Annotated in this window: 14 protein-coding genes and 1 pseudogene; 5 read left to right on the top strand and 10 right to left on the bottom strand. The window is 40.2% G+C overall.

The features are described from left to right. Positions 1 to 42: 42 nt before the first annotated feature. Together J7I93_RS14940 and J7I93_RS14935 are read right to left on the bottom strand one after the other, a co-directional pair. Positions 43 to 138, bottom strand: a complete 96-nt coding sequence (locus J7I93_RS14940) for a YjcZ family sporulation protein (protein WP_214988018.1) — start codon at positions 136 to 138, stop codon at positions 43 to 45. Positions 139 to 448: 310 nt separating this feature from the next. Continuing rightward, a complete protein-coding gene (locus J7I93_RS14935) occupies positions 449 to 1,633 on the bottom strand; it encodes an MFS transporter (protein WP_214726662.1) in 1,185 nt (394 codons plus the stop codon). 793 nt (positions 1,634 to 2,426) lie between these two features. Between J7I93_RS14935 and J7I93_RS14930 the strand changes: the two genes are divergently transcribed. The 3 genes from J7I93_RS14930 to J7I93_RS14920 all read left to right on the top strand — a co-directional run bounded on the left by J7I93_RS14930 (position 2,427) and on the right by J7I93_RS14920 (position 6,250). Then, on the top strand, positions 2,427 to 3,644 hold the full coding sequence (locus J7I93_RS14930) for a NupC/NupG family nucleoside CNT transporter (RefSeq protein WP_214726661.1): 1,218 nt from the start codon (positions 2,427 to 2,429) through the stop codon (positions 3,642 to 3,644). 226 nt (positions 3,645 to 3,870) lie between these two features. Continuing rightward, a complete protein-coding gene (locus J7I93_RS14925) occupies positions 3,871 to 5,355 on the top strand; it encodes an aldehyde dehydrogenase family protein (protein WP_214726660.1) in 1,485 nt (494 codons plus the stop codon). A 295-nt stretch (positions 5,356 to 5,650) separates the two neighbouring features. Beyond that, complete coding sequence (locus J7I93_RS14920; RefSeq protein ID WP_214726659.1) at positions 5,651 to 6,250, top strand: SCO family protein; 600 nt, start codon at positions 5,651 to 5,653, stop codon at positions 6,248 to 6,250. A 102-nt stretch (positions 6,251 to 6,352) separates the two neighbouring features. On the opposite strand, the gene J7I93_RS25415 is transcribed toward J7I93_RS14920, so the two are convergent. From J7I93_RS25415 to J7I93_RS14905, 4 genes and pseudogenes are all read right to left on the bottom strand, one after another. Continuing rightward, positions 6,353 to 6,487, bottom strand: a complete 135-nt coding sequence (locus J7I93_RS25415) for a hypothetical protein (RefSeq protein ID WP_285289079.1) — start codon at positions 6,485 to 6,487, stop codon at positions 6,353 to 6,355. A 330-nt stretch (positions 6,488 to 6,817) separates the two neighbouring features. After that, positions 6,818 to 7,219 (bottom strand): annotated as a pseudogene (locus J7I93_RS14915) (penicillin acylase family protein). Between the two features lie 450 nt (positions 7,220 to 7,669). Further along, the gene (locus tag J7I93_RS14910) at positions 7,670 to 8,053 is read right to left on the bottom strand and encodes a MaoC/PaaZ C-terminal domain-containing protein (RefSeq protein ID WP_214726658.1); all 384 of its coding nucleotides are present in this window, start codon (positions 8,051 to 8,053) and stop codon (positions 7,670 to 7,672) included. Next, positions 8,046 to 8,498 carry an FAS1-like dehydratase domain-containing protein gene (locus tag J7I93_RS14905; protein ID WP_214726657.1) on the bottom strand — a complete coding sequence of 151 codons (453 nt, stop codon included), beginning with the start codon at positions 8,496 to 8,498 and terminating at the stop codon, positions 8,046 to 8,048. The genes J7I93_RS14910 and J7I93_RS14905 overlap by 8 nt, the downstream gene beginning before the upstream one ends. A gap of 201 nt (positions 8,499 to 8,699) precedes the next feature. Here J7I93_RS14905 and J7I93_RS14900 point away from each other — a divergent pair, with 201 nt between their 5' ends. Beyond that, a complete protein-coding gene (locus J7I93_RS14900; protein WP_214726656.1) occupies positions 8,700 to 10,319 on the top strand; it encodes an ABC-F family ATP-binding cassette domain-containing protein in 1,620 nt (539 codons plus the stop codon). 229 nt (positions 10,320 to 10,548) lie between these two features. Here the strand turns inward: J7I93_RS14900 and J7I93_RS14895 are convergent, their stop codons facing one another. Next, positions 10,549 to 10,686: a YuzL family protein gene (locus tag J7I93_RS14895; protein WP_214726655.1), complete on the bottom strand. Its 138-nt coding sequence runs from the start codon at positions 10,684 to 10,686 to the stop codon at positions 10,549 to 10,551. 102 nt (positions 10,687 to 10,788) lie between these two features. Here J7I93_RS14895 and J7I93_RS14890 point away from each other — a divergent pair, with 102 nt between their 5' ends. Continuing rightward, positions 10,789 to 11,034, top strand: a complete 246-nt coding sequence (locus J7I93_RS14890; protein ID WP_214726654.1) for a YkuS family protein — start codon at positions 10,789 to 10,791, stop codon at positions 11,032 to 11,034. Positions 11,035 to 11,280: 246 nt separating this feature from the next. On the opposite strand, the gene J7I93_RS14885 is transcribed toward J7I93_RS14890, so the two are convergent. The 3 genes from J7I93_RS14885 to J7I93_RS14875 form a co-directional block, all read right to left on the bottom strand. After that, positions 11,281 to 12,450 (bottom strand): D-alanyl-D-alanine carboxypeptidase family protein, encoded by a 1,170-nt coding sequence (locus J7I93_RS14885; protein WP_214726653.1) that lies wholly within the window; start codon positions 12,448 to 12,450, stop codon positions 11,281 to 11,283. A gap of 218 nt (positions 12,451 to 12,668) precedes the next feature. Next, positions 12,669 to 13,628, bottom strand: a complete 960-nt coding sequence (locus J7I93_RS14880) for a glycine-rich domain-containing protein (protein WP_214726652.1) — start codon at positions 13,626 to 13,628, stop codon at positions 12,669 to 12,671. Positions 13,629 to 13,739: 111 nt separating this feature from the next. Then, complete coding sequence (locus tag J7I93_RS14875; protein ID WP_214726651.1) at positions 13,740 to 14,930, bottom strand: DHH family phosphoesterase; 1,191 nt, start codon at positions 14,928 to 14,930, stop codon at positions 13,740 to 13,742. Between the last annotated feature and the right edge of the window lie 89 nt (positions 14,931 to 15,019).

Here is a 15,019-nt window from a genome sequence, read left to right as displayed (position 1 = left end):
TTTAAATGCGGAACTTAATCTTTTGGTCTTCAGGAGTAATTATTAGTAACTCCAGTAAGAGGCACCTACGATAATTAAAAGAATAAACAGGACAACGATTAATGCAAAACCGCCGCCGTAACCTGCACCCGCGCTCATCATAACACCTCCTGACATCTAGTTTCAGTCTATGAAATAGATGCTCGTCCCGAATGGGCATTTATAACCGCCTATGATTTTTTTATGATTTCTTTAAACCTGCCTGTTGATTTACACTCCTACTCCCGCTGGACGTTGAATAAACATCCCCGAATTAACACTGCACGAAGTAAATGCGAATGCACTTTCGAGGATCTCGCTCCTTCCACTCCAATCAACAGGGTGCAAATATGCTTTAACAGAGCCAAAAAATTAATATAAAAAATGCTGGAAGACTCAGTCTCCGGCATTTTTTATAGCATTATAAAGATTATTGAACTGCTGCCCCTGCTGTGTCTTTGGCCTTTTCTTCATGAAGTAGCCAGAAATTTAACAGTACACCTAAAAGAGCAAGCAGACTGAAAAATAAATAGACGGCATAAATACTGAATTCTTCATAGATGATGCCTCCAATAAAGGTGCAGAACCAGTTTCCCAGGCCATTGCCAATTGCCGAATAGAGAGTAATGGCTGTGGCCGTGATATGAATGGGAGCGATATCACGAATGTATTGAAGACCGGCCGGAATAAATAGCCCAATCGAAAAACCCTGAATGACTGCCGTTCCATATATAATAGCAAGGCTTGGTTCCATGAAATAAAGCAGCCATCGGATTAGCGACACAATTCCTGCAATCGCAGCGACTTGGAGAATGCCTATCCTATAAATCCAGCTTCCTGCAGCCCTCATGAACGGAATTTCTGATAAGACAGCAATTAAGAATGCAATCCCGATCCCCGTATAGGTACCACCGCTATCTTCAATAAACAAACCAAAGTAAGTATTGTTAGCCAAGTTCGGTCCAAAAATGAGGAATGTAATTCCCAGGAAAAGGATGAATTTCTTAAATGATAGAATTTCTTTTATACCGCTAATGACGTTGCGGTTAGGCTTGCTCTTTTCTGCGGGCATTTTAATGGCCAGCATAGCTGCTAAAGCAAGTGAAAGAAAAAAAGATAAAAATATGACTTTAGGTGTGATCTCGGAGAGTCTGCCCATTATAAACACTGCTATGCCAAAACCTAGAGATCCCAATAATCTTACCTTTCCGTAATCATATTTCACCTTGCTCGTATATTGAATGGAAATGCTATCAGAGACAGGTATAATAGCACTTTGAAATATAGCTACACAAACTGCAATAATCAAAAGCCAAATGTAGCTGCTATTAACCAGGAATCCTAACCCTAAAAGGCCAGCAACAAAAGTTGTGGCGGCCAAAATTTTTATTGGGGAATTTGTCTTATCAGATATTACCCCCCACAAAGGCTGGAAAAAAATCATGATGATGGGGCTTACAGACATGATCATGCCTATTTGATAACCGTTCAGCTTTTCAACCTCACTTAAATATACGCTCAATAATGGAAACATGCTGCCTATACCAAAGAAAGTCAGAAGATAAAAACCCTGCATTGTTAATATATTTTTCTTTACAACTTTACTCTTTTCCATATGTGTATCCCTCGCTGCTTTCTATGTAGATTCTCTTCAAACTAAGGAAAACAACTATCATTTTACCACTTTTTGAAAGTATTGGGTTTGATCCTTCCTATTTTAATTTATGGGCTGTTTTGTTGCTTTTTCAACAAGTAGTAAGGAGAGGTTCGAGTAGGTTGTTTTCGTAAAGTTTGTTGTTTTTTATTAACTTAGTTTAATTTACTGAGTTGATTGGAGCGGAGGGTGCTTGACTCCTGCGGGAGGAGANNGGCTCCCGTTCCTCCCCGCGGGTTCGCTGAGTGCCCGCAGCGGAATTCAACGGGCTGAACTCATAAGCAAGAACAGTTGAATTCCGGTCCAGGACTATGGGGTTTCACCTGTCCCACTCCTCCCGCAGGACTTTGAATAAGCATCCTAGAATCATCACAGCACCAAGTAAATGTGAATACATTTTCGCGGGATTAGCCCCTTACGCTCCAATCAGCCAGCCTTATTTATCAATGTTTCTATTCACAAATCTATTCAAAAATAACAATCTTTTAGAAAACAGCCTAATTTATAGAAATACTGTTTACCCAATAAAGGATTTTTAAATACCTTATTGTGTCAAAAATATGAAGACTAAAATTCAAATCTAATTTGGCATAAAAAAACTCTTTACTGTAAACGTATTCATGTTAAAATGAACATGTAAACAAGTTAGATGTCTGACGTCTACTCACCTACCTCTCTATCAAGAGGTCTAAAATTTTGACGTTTCATAAAAACGTTTTCATGGAGTTTAAATACAACAAAAGAGGTGTCCAACATGAGTTTTATCTGGGGTCTATTGGGGATTTCCACTGTACTGGGTATTGCCCTTCTTCTTTCATCTAATCGAAAGGCAATCAATTTAAGAACAATACTTGGCGGACTGGCCATCCAATTTGGTTTCGCATTTGCAGTTCTTAAATGGGAACTGGGAAAAAAAGCTTTAGAAAAGCTAACGTTAGGAGTAAATAATATTGTCAGTTACGCAAATGAAGGAATTAACTTCTTATTCGGAGGATTATTTCAGGAAGGTTCAGGTGTAGGTTTCGTTTTTGCGTTCCAAGTACTGACAACTGTTATCTTCTTCTCTTCCCTGATTTCAGTGCTTTATTACACTGGGATCATGCAAGTAATCATTAAAGTGATTGGCGGAGGACTTTCCAAACTTCTAGGAACAAGTAAAGCAGAATCAATGTCTGCAGCAGCCAATATTTTTGTCGGGCAAACTGAAGCACCGTTAATTGTCCGCCCTTTCTTAAATAAAATGACAAGATCTGAACTTTTTGCAGTAATGACTGGCGGTCTTGCGTCGGTGGCAGGTTCCGTTTTAATTGGATATTCTTTGCTTGGTGTACCGCTTGAGTACTTGCTGGCTGCCAGCTTCATGGCTGCACCTGCGGGTCTGGTACTGGCTAAAATCATGATACCTGAAACAGAAGTCTCTGAAACGACAGACGACATTACCATCGAAAAAGATACTGAATCTGTTAATGTAGTAGACGCAGCTGCACGCGGTGCTAGTGTTGGTCTGCAGCTTGCTTTAAATATTGGGGCAATGCTTCTTGCTTTTATCGCTTTAGTTGCTCTTATTAATGGAATCATTGGTTTTGCAGGCGGAATCTTCGGATTTGAAAACCTGACACTAGAAACGATTCTGGGATTTGTGTTCGCTCCTCTTGCTTTTGCTGTTGGTGTTCCGTGGGCAGAAGCTGTACAGGCAGGCGGATATATCGGCCAAAAGCTTGTCTTGAATGAATTTGTTGCTTATTCATCATTTGCTCCGGAAATCAGCAGCCTGTCCCCTAAGACAGTTGCTGTAGTTAGTTTTGCACTTTGCGGTTTTGCCAATATTTCCTCAATGGCCATTCTTCTTGGCGGTCTTGGAAATTTGGCCCCAGATCGCAGAAGTGATATTGCGAAGCTTGGCGTTCGCGCTGTAATTGCTGGTGCTTTGGCATCGCTTTTAAGTGCTGCTATTGCAGGGATGTTACTTTAATAGATAAAAAGCATACCGAAACCGGTATGCTTTTTTCTTGCTAACTATTTTCTTGTTCAAAGGATTATTCAGAAATTGTCGAATGTTATCTGAAAATTATTTTAATTCAGAGTTGATTTTATAGTTTTAATAGTGTTAACATACCTATGTAAGCGTTACCATAGTTGTTCTTCTATCAATTTTAGCACCAAGAAATACATAGACTACTATTTTAAGGAGGAATTATATGAGTCAACTAACTGTAGGGTTAAAAGAAAAGGTAGAAAAGTTCTTAAGCGGAAAGAAAAAATTATATATCAATGGTGAATTTGTTGAAAGCAAATCCCAGAAAACATTCGATACGTATAATCCTGCTACAGGTGAAGTTCTTGCAACTGTTTATGAAGCCGGTGCGGAAGATATAGACTTGGCTGTTAAGGCTGCTCGTAAAGCTTTTGATGAAGGTAAATGGTCAAAAATGAGCGCTTCTAAGCGCAGCCGTCTTATGTATAAGCTTGCTGATTTAATGGAAGAAAACAGTAAAGAATTGGCACAGCTTGAAACTTTGGATAACGGTAAGCCTATCCGTGAAACTTCCAATGCCGATATTCCGCTGGCTGTTGAGCATATGCGGTATTATGCAGGCTGGTCTACGAAAATTGTTGGCCAAACAATTCCTGTTAACGGGCCGTTCTTCAACTATACACGCCATGAAGCTGTTGGTGTTGTAGGACAAATTATTCCTTGGAACTTCCCTCTTCTTATGGCGATGTGGAAGCTTGGAGCTGCCCTGGCAACTGGATGTACAGTGGTTCTAAAACCAGCAGAGCAGACACCTTTATCTGCTTTATATCTGGCTGAATTAATGGAAGAAGCCGGCTTCCCGCCAGGGGTTGTAAATATTGTTCCAGGCTTTGGAGAAACAGCTGGCCAGCCGCTAGTTGACCATCCATTAGTAGACAAGATTGCTTTCACTGGTTCTACTGAAGTAGGAAAACTGATCATGTCCAATGCTTCCAAGACTCTTAAACGTGTTACGCTTGAGCTAGGCGGAAAATCACCTAACATTATCCTTCCTGATGCTGATTTATCAAAAGCCATTCCAGGAGCGCTTAACGGTGTAATGTTTAACCAGGGACAGGTTTGCTGTGCAGGTTCACGTGTATTTATCCAGAAAAAGCAGTTTGATAATGTAGTAGCTGATATGGCTTCACATGCTAAGAAAATCAAGCAGGGTGCAGGGATTCACGCTGACACAGAAATTGGCCCGCTAGTTTCTGCTGAACAGCAAAACCGCGTTCTTGGCTATATTGAAAAAGGCTTAAGCGAAGGTGCGCAGCTTGTAGCAGGCGGTGACAAGCCACAGGAGCAGGGTTATTTTGTCTCCCCTACTATTTTTGCAGATGTTCGTGATGAAATGACAATCGCAAAAGAAGAAATCTTTGGACCGGTCATTTCTGCAATGCCATATGACGATATTGATGAGTTAATCAATCGTGCAAATAACAGTGAATATGGATTGGCTGCTGGCGTGTGGACGCGCGACGTTGCAAATGCCCACTATGTAGCCAACAAGCTTCGTGCCGGAACAGTTTGGGTTAACTGCTACAATGCGTTCGATGCAGCTTCTCCATTCGGCGGATATAAGCAGTCCGGCATCGGCCGTGAAATGGGATCCTACGCTCTTGATAACTATACAGAGGTAAAGAGTGTTTGGATTTCAATGAAGTAAACGATTAAATAATACAGAAAAGGAACCTTGCGGGGTTCCTTTTTTCTATCCTTCCATCCTATTTGCTGTTTTAAAGTTCTTTCTCAGCGGGAGGAGCGTGTCAAATGGATACCCTGCAGGTGCATCGGGAGGCTCCTGGACCTCTTGGCTATTCACTTTGTGCCTGCAAGGGAAAAACACACAAGTCAACAGGCTCAGCCATTTTTATAAAATTCCCCACTATATAAATATGTTCACATATTATCCATAGGATTTTCGTGTGATATTATTTATCTTTATATTGGGAGGGGAAATAATGAAAAAGATTTATATAATTAGCACGCTCATTGTAATCATAGGCATTGCTGCCGGCATTTCTTTTTTTATCATACGTGACATGACCGCAAAGATTCCTGACAATATTACACTGGTAACCGCTAATGATGAGGTATATGATTTTGCCGAATCTGAAAAAAAACTGAAGCTCGTCGAATTTATTTATACGCACTGCCCGGATATCTGCCCTACAACAACACAGAGAATGAACATGCTCAAAAATGACCTTGAAGAAGAAGGTGTTTTTGGAGAGGAAGTCCAATTTGTGACAGTGACTATTGACCCTTACAGGGATACAACAGAGGTACTCAGAAAATATATGAATACCTTTGACATTGAAAATGACGGTAATTGGATTTTGCTTACAGCAGATCCGGATAACTTAAAGCAGGATCAATACGAAATCCAGGAGCTGGCTAACACGTTCCAATTTCAGTATCGAGATCCGGGAGATGGGTTTTATGTTCATAGCACCTTTGTTTATTTATTAGATGAGAATAATAAATTTATAAAGAAATTCCCTATGGGCGAAGATTTTGATAAAAAAGATGTTTTTAATAAAATTATGAAGGAAATTTAAGTTATATATTGGAATTTAACACCACTCGGTTGGAGCGGAATGAACCACTCGAGTTTTACCAAATAAAAAAAATGGCGGATGCAGGATCCGCCATTTTTTCACCTAATTTGCAGAAGATGATAAATTTTTGTTTTGGTTGATGAGTATTAAAGTTTTTGATCGTGGCTTGGAAAAGCTTACTTTAATACCGGATTGCTTTAATCGGTTAACTAAATCAACGAGCTGCTTCTTAGCCATTAATAAAACTCCTTTTTCCTGCCTGTATGGTTATATTGTACATGAAAATTATGAAAAAACTATGAACAAATAGGAACATTTTATAACTATTTTTCGACTTTGTCTCCGCTTAGCGGTGGCGTTTTATGGTGTTAAAACCAGCTTATGTTTGCTGCTCTGTTCATGAAGGCTAGTCTGATGAAAGTTTCCCTCTGCCCAGTCATTCATTAGACCATGGTACCGGCGGCTCAGCGGGTGGCTTGATTGGCCCGGCCCCACCCCACCCCACCAGGTGGAATGCTGTATTCTTATTGGAAGTATCTATCACAAACCTCCACGATCCCCGATGGTTTACAGTGCCATCTTCTTTATTGGCAGCTCTCCACCAGGAATCCTCCCTTCTCTCTTTAGAATAGCTTCGAGTTCCTTTGATCGTTCGAGGGCTGTCCATTGCAAAGGCAGGATGGTATCCTTGCCGCTATCTGCAGCAAAATCTGAAATGACAGGTCCATGGCGGGTAACTGATCCTTCGAAATTAATGGTTCCTTTGCCTTTTACTTTTATTGGTTCATCAATACTTCTGCCTTTTCCCATTTTTCCTTAAATAGAAACTTATTTTATTGTCTGGATTCCTTTTTTCTATAAAAAACCCTTAACATCTGTTCCAGTATTGGTTACTTCCCATGTAATCTGTTCATTAGGTCCGAGGATAATGCCCGGAATGCCGGCAAAAGTGACACCGCTAACGTTCATTTCAGGGGAACCCAGGTGCATTTGATACTAGATGGAAGGTGTGCTTAAAGATCAATGTGGATCAACTGCCACATTAGTTTTCCGGAGGCTGTTTTGCTGCCGGCGACAACCCAGTTATTGCTGCCGTTAAACTCTGGTGGTGTTGTAACAGATGCAAAGCTTCTTTCTATATCCAAGTTACTGTTAGCTATTATGTAGGGAGCTTTTTTCGGATATCATGGAGGTGCGGAATTCCATTTTTCTCTGATACCCATAACTTGAGCATATGGATTCAATTTTTGTTTCGTCCTCTGTCCTGGGGAGCGAGCGGGAGATATAAGCATATAAAGCGATCAAGACAACATGCAGCCTGCGTTGGGATAGCACCGGCCCATAGTGCATATTTTTTCCATGCTGCCTGGGCCTTAATTGGACTCCTGCATGTTCTTCACTAGAAAACCGTCCTTATATTTAAATTTTGACTTGAAACTTACCTGATAGCTTCAATTCGCCTGTTTCATTTCTAACAAACACTTCGCCTGCCAATCTCTTCTCTCCTTCTTCCACTGTTTCTTTAATCACTTTGCCTTCAATTGCCAGCTTTTCGCCGGGACGGGTCATTTTACTAAAGCGAACCTTAAACATTCTTAAGTCTTTTCTTGGAAACCATGTGCCTAATGCTTCTCCTGCCATTCCCATAATAAGCATCCCATGGGCAATTACTCCGCCTAAGCCGGCTTTTTCGCCGACAGGGACAACAGTATGGATCGGGTTAAAATCTCCAGATGCTCCCGCATACCTGACCAACTGCGTATGTGTTATCTCCTGTTTTTGAAGGGGTTTTAAATCAGTCATTTAACAAGCCTCCTCTTTCAATAATGGTTGATTCAGAATAGAGAACCTGTTCTCCGTTGCTGTTTTTATAAGTTATGCCTATAGTAAAGAAACGTAAATTTCTTTTTTCAAATGCTGAAATTAATTTAGGAAAGGCAGTTACAGTATCCCCTGCATATATCTCGCCTAAGTAGCGGTACTCCTGGCCGCCGTGAAGCACTTTAAGCGGATCCAGGCCAAGAAGATCGATAAGAGTTTCAAAATCCAAACCACCCCACATTTCAATAGCTGTAGGAAATGTGGGCGGAACGGGGACATCCCTGTAGCCCATTTTTTTTGCAGATTCTATATCATAATAAATGGGATTCTGGTCTCCTATCGCCATAACAAATTCCTTGATTTTACCCCTCTCAATTTCAAAACTGAATGGCTCAATCTTTAATTCTTCCAGTAAAAGAGATTCCACGAATTCATACACTTCCTTCCTGACTGTTTGGCAAGATTTCACTCCCTTATATATTCAATTTTTTCAAACTACTTCCTTTTAATTATCGAAAATTTTTGCTTTTTAGGTTTTGATGTAAAATAGCATGAATAAGAATTCGCGATTAAGCGTTGGAAGTGTTATAATTTTAAGGATTATGTATTTTGGAGGAATAAAAATAATATGATAACAGTCAGTAACGTTGGTCTTCGTTATGGTGATCGCAAGCTATTTGAAGATGTTAATATTAAATTCACACCTGGAAATTGCTACGGCTTGATCGGTGCTAATGGTGCAGGTAAATCAACTTTCCTAAAAATTCTTTCCGGCGAAATTGAAGCACAATCCGGGAGTGTTCACCTGGGTCCTGACGAGCGTCTTGCCGTCTTAAAGCAGAATCATTTTGAGTATGAAGAATTTGAGGTCCTAAAAGTTGTTATTATGGGCCATGCACGACTTTATGAAGTAATGCAGGAGAAAGATGCTATTTATATGAAAGCAGATTTTACTGATGAAGATGGTATGAAGGCTGCTGAACTTGAAGGTGAATTTGCAGAATTAAACGGCTGGGAAGCAGAATCTGAAGCAGCCATTTTGCTAAAAGGTTTAGGAATTGAAGAAGAGCTTCATACAAAGAAAATGGCAGATCTTAGCGGTTCTGAAAAAGTTAAAGTACTGCTTGCACAAGCTCTTTTCGGCAAGCCGGATGTTCTTTTGCTGGATGAGCCGACAAACCACTTGGATATTAAAGCGATCCAATGGCTTGAAGAGTTCCTGATCAATTTTGAAAATACAGTAATTGTGGTATCCCATGACCGTCATTTCTTGAACAAGGTTTGTACCCATATTGCCGATCTTGACTTTGGAAAAATCCAAATTTATGTTGGTAACTATGACTTCTGGTATGAATCCAGCCAGCTTGCCTCAAAGATGGCGCAGGATGCCAATAAGAAAAAGGAAGAAAAAATCAAAGAACTGCAAAGCTTTATTGCACGTTTTAGTGCAAATGCATCCAAATCCAAACAAGCGACCTCACGTAAAAAGCTGCTTGATAAGATTTCTTTGGATGACATCAAGCCTTCTTCCAGAAAATATCCATATGTCGGCTTTACTCCAGAACGTGAAATCGGCAATGATTTGCTGCGTGTTGATGGCATCAGCAAAACAATTGATGGTGTGAAGGTCCTAAATAACGTCAGCTTTATCATGAATAAGGATGATAAAATTGCGCTAGTTGGCGCTAGCGAGCTTGCTAAAACGACTCTATTTAAGATTTTAACAGGCGAAATGGAACCGGATGAAGGAACATATAAATGGGGTGTGACAACATCTCAGTCTTACTTCCCGAAAGATAACTCCGAGTTCTTCGAAAACTCTGAGCTGAACCTTGTTGATTGGCTGCGCCAATTCTCCCCAGCTGATGACAGCGAAAGCTTCCTAAGGGGCTTCTTGGGAAGAATGCTGTTCTCGGGAGAAGAAGTTTTGAAGAAAGCAAGTGTGTTATCAGGTGGAGAAAAAGTCCGCTGCATGCTATCAAAAATGATGCTGAGCGGGGCCAATGTTCTGTTGCTTGATGAGCCTACAAACCATCTGGATCTAGAATCCATCACAGCACTGAACAATGGATTAATTAACTTTAAAGGCTCTTTAATGTTTGCTTCTCATGACCATCAGTTTATTCAAACAATCGCCAACCGCATCATTGAAATTACACCGGCTGGCATCGTGGATAAGCAAATGACTTATGATGATTATTTGGAAGATGCTACGATCCAAAAGCAAGTAGCGGAAATGTATAACTGATTGGAAAAAGCAGGAGGTGCAGCCCCTGCTTTTTTTCTTTTGGCTCTGTTAAACTTGCCTGTTGATTTCCGCTTCAGGGAATCGCTTTCCGCGGACGGGTCCGACGCTCCTCGGCGCATTCGCGCCTGTGGGGTCTCCCTTCGACACGCTCCTCCCGCTGGAGTCCCGTCCCTTCCACTCCAATCAACAGGGTGCCAAAATCAACAAAAATCTTTAACACAGCCTTTCTTTAAAAATCCTGTTTCTTTTTTTTATGGCGTGCAGAGGAAGCGCTTCTGCTCCCTGTTTCCATTTTGGTAGTCCTTTGCCCCTCTATATTTGGAGAGCTTAATCCCGCCTTAGAAGGATCTTTTTTACGTTTACCCATTTTCAACACCTCCTTCCTTACTTTTTCGTGATTCGGGTGTTTTTATCCATGGAATAAAAATGGAACAAAAAAGCCAATCTATCAACGGAGGAGGTGTTAAGAATGACGAAAAGAGTAGCTGTTGAACAATCCTTAACAAATGTATCTGAAGCGCTTCGCCAAAAGGGGTATGAAGTGGTCGATATGAAATCAGCTCATGATGCAGAAAACTGCTCATGCTGTGTAGTAAGCGGAGTAGACTCGAACGTAATGGGTATGCAGGATACTTCTACAAAAGCACCTGTAATTGAAGCAAGCGGCCTGTCCGCAGATGAAGTATGCCGCCAGGTTGAGCAAAGAATGCAATAAGGGATGGTCAAAGACTAAAGTTTATTACTTTAGTCTTTTTTATTTGGAGCTCTCTGAACATAATCACGTTTCTCTGCATATAAAACTATTTCTCTGCGTATAGCCCAAGTTTCTCTGCGTATAAAATTTTTTCTCTGCACATAGCCAAGTTTCTCTGCGTATAAAACTATTTCTCTGCATGTAGCCCATACTGCAAAATCAAATATGAATTTTAACATAGTCAATAAAATAAAAAAAAAACGGGTATTAAACCCGTCTTCTCCTTCTAGCCCTTGCTTTTAGATTTTTCCTTAATAAAAGGATAAATACAGCAAACAAAAATAGTGTTAAACCGATTTTTCCGTAGTATCCAGTTGTTGCTTTTTTTGGTTCCTCTTCCTGCTGAAGCTGGCTGGATACAACTTCATCTTCTTTATCTTCAATGAGCTGAAGAGTTTGAATGACCCTTCCATTATCCTCCTCGATGATCAGCTTTCCTGTTGAAGTTACCTTCTCATTGTATGAGCCTTTTGGTAAGGTAATCGGGACGTTTTTGCCGCCGGTCGAAAAGGTTTTCCCTTGTGCTGGGAATATCTCTGTGCTGCTGAGGAGCGAGGATTCATAATTTTGGAATCCAAATTTAAGCAGGTTTTTTGTATCCTTATATATATCCCTCTTAAATTCTGCCTTTAATAATATCACTGTAAGTTTTATTGATTCATTTTCAGCAGAAGTTGCGAGAGTTTGCTTTGCTTCATTAACAAACCCTGTTTTTCCGCCTGTGACTCCTTCAAAAGGCACCTCACCTTTTAGCATCCTGTGATGGGTAAAAATTGTTGTTTCCCATGATTTACCCGACCACTTTAATTCCCTTGTTCCAAATATCTCTTTAAAGGTTTCATTTTTAAGTGCGTAGTTTGTCAATTTAGCAAGGTCCGCTGCTGTCGTATAATGATTTTCATCATGAAGACCATGAGGATTTACAAAGTGAGTGTTTTTTAAGTGAACCTTCTCTTTAAGATAGCTATTTAGATTCTTTGAATAATTATCCATATTTTGATCCAGGTGTTCGGCTATTGCCCATGCTGCATCATTGCCGGAATTGATCAGCATGCCCTGCACCAGTTTTTTTAGGGGAACCTCTTCCCCTTCCTCCAGGTAAACTCTTGTCCCATCTACCTCCATCGCATCCTTGCTTATGGTCACGATTTCACTCATGTCCCCGTTCTCGATTGCATAAATAGCCGTAGCAATCTTTGTTAAGCTGGCTGGAAACATTCTTTTCTCTGCATTTTTTTCATACAAAACAGTCCCTGACTCCGTATCTGAAAGGACTGCTGCTTCACTGATAATTTCAGGTTCTGCTATTTCCTCGGCATGTGCAATTGTATTTGGAAAAGAGCAAAGGAGCAGCATAGAAAGAACCAATTTTCTCATAAATACACATCCAATTCGAGCCATTAATCATGCATCTTTGATTGTACCAAAGAATCATTTCAGTGAGATATTATAAATATAAATTGTTACACAATTGAAAATTTACTGCCTGAATTTGAAAGTACTGATAATCTTAGGAAAACTCTTGCTAATAGTGTAACCATGTCATCAAATAATTAAGGATAAAAAAATAAGCAACCCGATATGGGTTACTTATTTTAACTGCTGCAGCCTCCCCCGCAGCTTGAACAGCTGGAGCCCCCGCCGGAGTCGTGTCCTCCGCCTGAATCATCATCAGTTGGACTGCTGCAAGCATAGCCAGAGCATGATACCCCGCTTGAAGCACCGTCTTTTGCCAGCTCTTTAGGAAGAAGTTCATTCATATAATCATCGAACCTGTCGGATTCATAAAAAGAATAATAAACTGCAGGCAGAAGCAAATATGAGTATTGATAAACCGAGCCTGGTTTTGAAAACTCAAGCGGTTTATTTCCAAGCTTAATGGCATCAGCCTCTGAAATTTCTCTTTTTAATTTTGTGATGAGTTCTTTCTTTATGCTTAACCAATCGCTGCTTTCTCTAAAATACTTTGCCAATAGGTCCTCTTCGTTCAAGCTTCTGAAGTCCTCAAGGATTTCCTTTTTTATCGGGTTTTTTAAAAAGCCGCCCCAAATTCTCCGGCTATTATGGCTAGTTTCAAAGAGGCTTAAATAAATCCAATCGAAAAAGGCTCTTTCCCCTGGAATGGGCGTGCTGTCCATATTGGGGGAATGGTGTAGATACTCTCCATAAAAATTTTGAGAAAATTGACTATAGTCACGGGTAAACATTAGCATTTCATGCCATATTTCATCCACTTTCTCACTGAACATGGGAACAGTTTTTAAAAGGCTATTTAGAATAAAATATCTTTTGAGCTCGAAAAAAGCCCAATCATATTCATGATCTTCCCATCGTGGATGATCCTTTAACACCCGGTTTTTAATATTTTCTCTATATCCGTGCGGGAGCGAATTTTCAAGCCGCTGGATAACTGGCAGCAGGTTTTCTGTCTGGATGCCTAGATTTTCAGGGATTTGTTCATTTTTTATGAAAGAAGCTCTTTTAGATCCTGTTAAAAGGATTTTAATAAATACAGCGAAAAAAATAACGCCGAAAAAAACCAATAATAATTCCATAAGTCCTCTCCTTATATAGTGGCTTTCTCCATTATATATGATATTTGCATATTTTTTACAGAATAAGTGCTTTTTAGGCAAACCAAAAGAAAAACCGCCAGGACGGCGGTTTTAATGCTTCGTTTTCATATGAAAATTCTTTAAAAAATCAACATAAATGTCATCACGAACAAGCCATGCCATATATTTTCTTTTAATGAAATTCTCGGCAGCCTGGAACTCATCATAGGGCTCCTGAATAGGCTTTCCATTCATTTCAAGTATCCATATATTTTCATTCTTAGCAAAAATAAAGAATTTGTCACCCTTTTTATTTTCGTACAGAACGCCTTGCGGTGAATTTTTATTGTTGTATCTATTCTTGAATGCGTCCTGCCTCATGGGGTCCAAGGGAAATATATCATTGACGAACAGCTGAAAAGCTTCCTTGCCCATCGAGCATCCGGATGCTTTTGCATGTCCGCCCCCTCCGAACTGGCCGGCAATGGCTGAAACATCCACATGGTCGTGAATGGTCCTGAAACTGATTTTTTTGCCGCCCAGGTTTAAAATCGCAATATAATCGAGATGCGGATTGTCCTTCCCCAGTTCGTTGCCCAGCTCAGAATGGTATGATTCTGCATGAACGATTCCTGCACAGAAATCCCCGATGAAAGTTTGGATGATTTCCCGCTTTTTCCTTCTAACGTACCGCTCAATCTTCTCTTCTTCCATCTCAAGCAGCTTCTGCTCAAAGTCATCAAAATCAAAATGCTTGGCGTTTAAAATCCGTTCTGTCATTTTTTCTTCAAATTCATCGATCGATACCATAAAAAACAAATCATTTAGATTTTTAGCTTTGATATTTTCGTTTTGGTCCCACTCCCAAGTATCATACTGGCGGACAAGTTCAACAAATTCATCCAGCGCAGGGGATTGCTTTATAAGCTCATGTTCAAGCAAATATTCATAAAGCAAGGAAGTCGCTGCTGTGAGCCTTCCGTCTTCGTAATTAACCTTAACCCTTCCCCAGCTGTATTCATTAAAATGCAATGCTGTTTTATGATGGTCGATTAATCTAACCTTCCCGCCGCTCTTGGAAAGATCATCTATCCTGATTGTATTTTCCTCATTTACCGATAAGTCTGTGATAAAAAGAAAGTCATCCTTCAGTTTTTTCTCTTGTTCGAAAAGCTTTTCGATTTGATGGTCCAGACCCATTACGGAATTGTAGCGGATTTCCACATCTTTTCCGAATGCAATCTTGGCAACAATGCCGCAGCCGACCCCATCTAGGTCATTATGAGTATACAGCCTGTACAAAATGCATCACCTGCTTATCCTTAGACTCTTTAAATGCTCGATACAATATCCTTTACTAGTTTGTTTGTACAGGGAAATTCTATGCGAAA

Source organism: Bacillus sp. ISL-47, from assembly GCF_018613175.1.
In the GTDB taxonomy this organism is placed as follows: domain Bacteria; phylum Bacillota; class Bacilli; order Bacillales; family Cytobacillaceae; genus Cytobacillus.
This window is presented reverse-complemented; position numbering and strand designations above follow the sequence as displayed.

What these genes read in the sequence shown, in the direction of transcription:
- J7I93_RS14940 (WP_214988018.1), bottom strand. Translation starts at nt 138, where the DNA reads ATGAGCGCGGGTGCAGGTTACGGCGGCGGTTTTGCATTAATCGTTGTC.
- J7I93_RS14935 (WP_214726662.1), bottom strand. Translation starts at nt 1,633, where the DNA reads ATGGAAAAGAGTAAAGTTGTAAAGAAAAATATATTAACAATGCAGGGT.
- J7I93_RS14930 (WP_214726661.1), top strand. Translation starts at nt 2,427, where the DNA reads ATGAGTTTTATCTGGGGTCTATTGGGGATTTCCACTGTACTGGGTATT.
- J7I93_RS14925 (WP_214726660.1), top strand. Translation starts at nt 3,871, where the DNA reads ATGAGTCAACTAACTGTAGGGTTAAAAGAAAAGGTAGAAAAGTTCTTA.
- J7I93_RS14920 (WP_214726659.1), top strand. Translation starts at nt 5,651, where the DNA reads ATGAAAAAGATTTATATAATTAGCACGCTCATTGTAATCATAGGCATT.
- J7I93_RS25415 (WP_285289079.1), bottom strand. Translation starts at nt 6,487, where the DNA reads ATGGCTAAGAAGCAGCTCGTTGATTTAGTTAACCGATTAAAGCAATCC.
- J7I93_RS14910 (WP_214726658.1), bottom strand. Translation starts at nt 8,053, where the DNA reads ATGACTGATTTAAAACCCCTTCAAAAACAGGAGATAACACATACGCAG.
- J7I93_RS14900 (WP_214726656.1), top strand. Translation starts at nt 8,700, where the DNA reads ATGATAACAGTCAGTAACGTTGGTCTTCGTTATGGTGATCGCAAGCTA.
- J7I93_RS14895 (WP_214726655.1), bottom strand. Translation starts at nt 10,686, where the DNA reads ATGGGTAAACGTAAAAAAGATCCTTCTAAGGCGGGATTAAGCTCTCCA.
- J7I93_RS14890 (WP_214726654.1), top strand. Translation starts at nt 10,789, where the DNA reads ATGACGAAAAGAGTAGCTGTTGAACAATCCTTAACAAATGTATCTGAA.
- J7I93_RS14885 (WP_214726653.1), bottom strand. Translation starts at nt 12,450, where the DNA reads ATGAGAAAATTGGTTCTTTCTATGCTGCTCCTTTGCTCTTTTCCAAAT.
- J7I93_RS14880 (WP_214726652.1), bottom strand. Translation starts at nt 13,628, where the DNA reads ATGGAATTATTATTGGTTTTTTTCGGCGTTATTTTTTTCGCTGTATTT.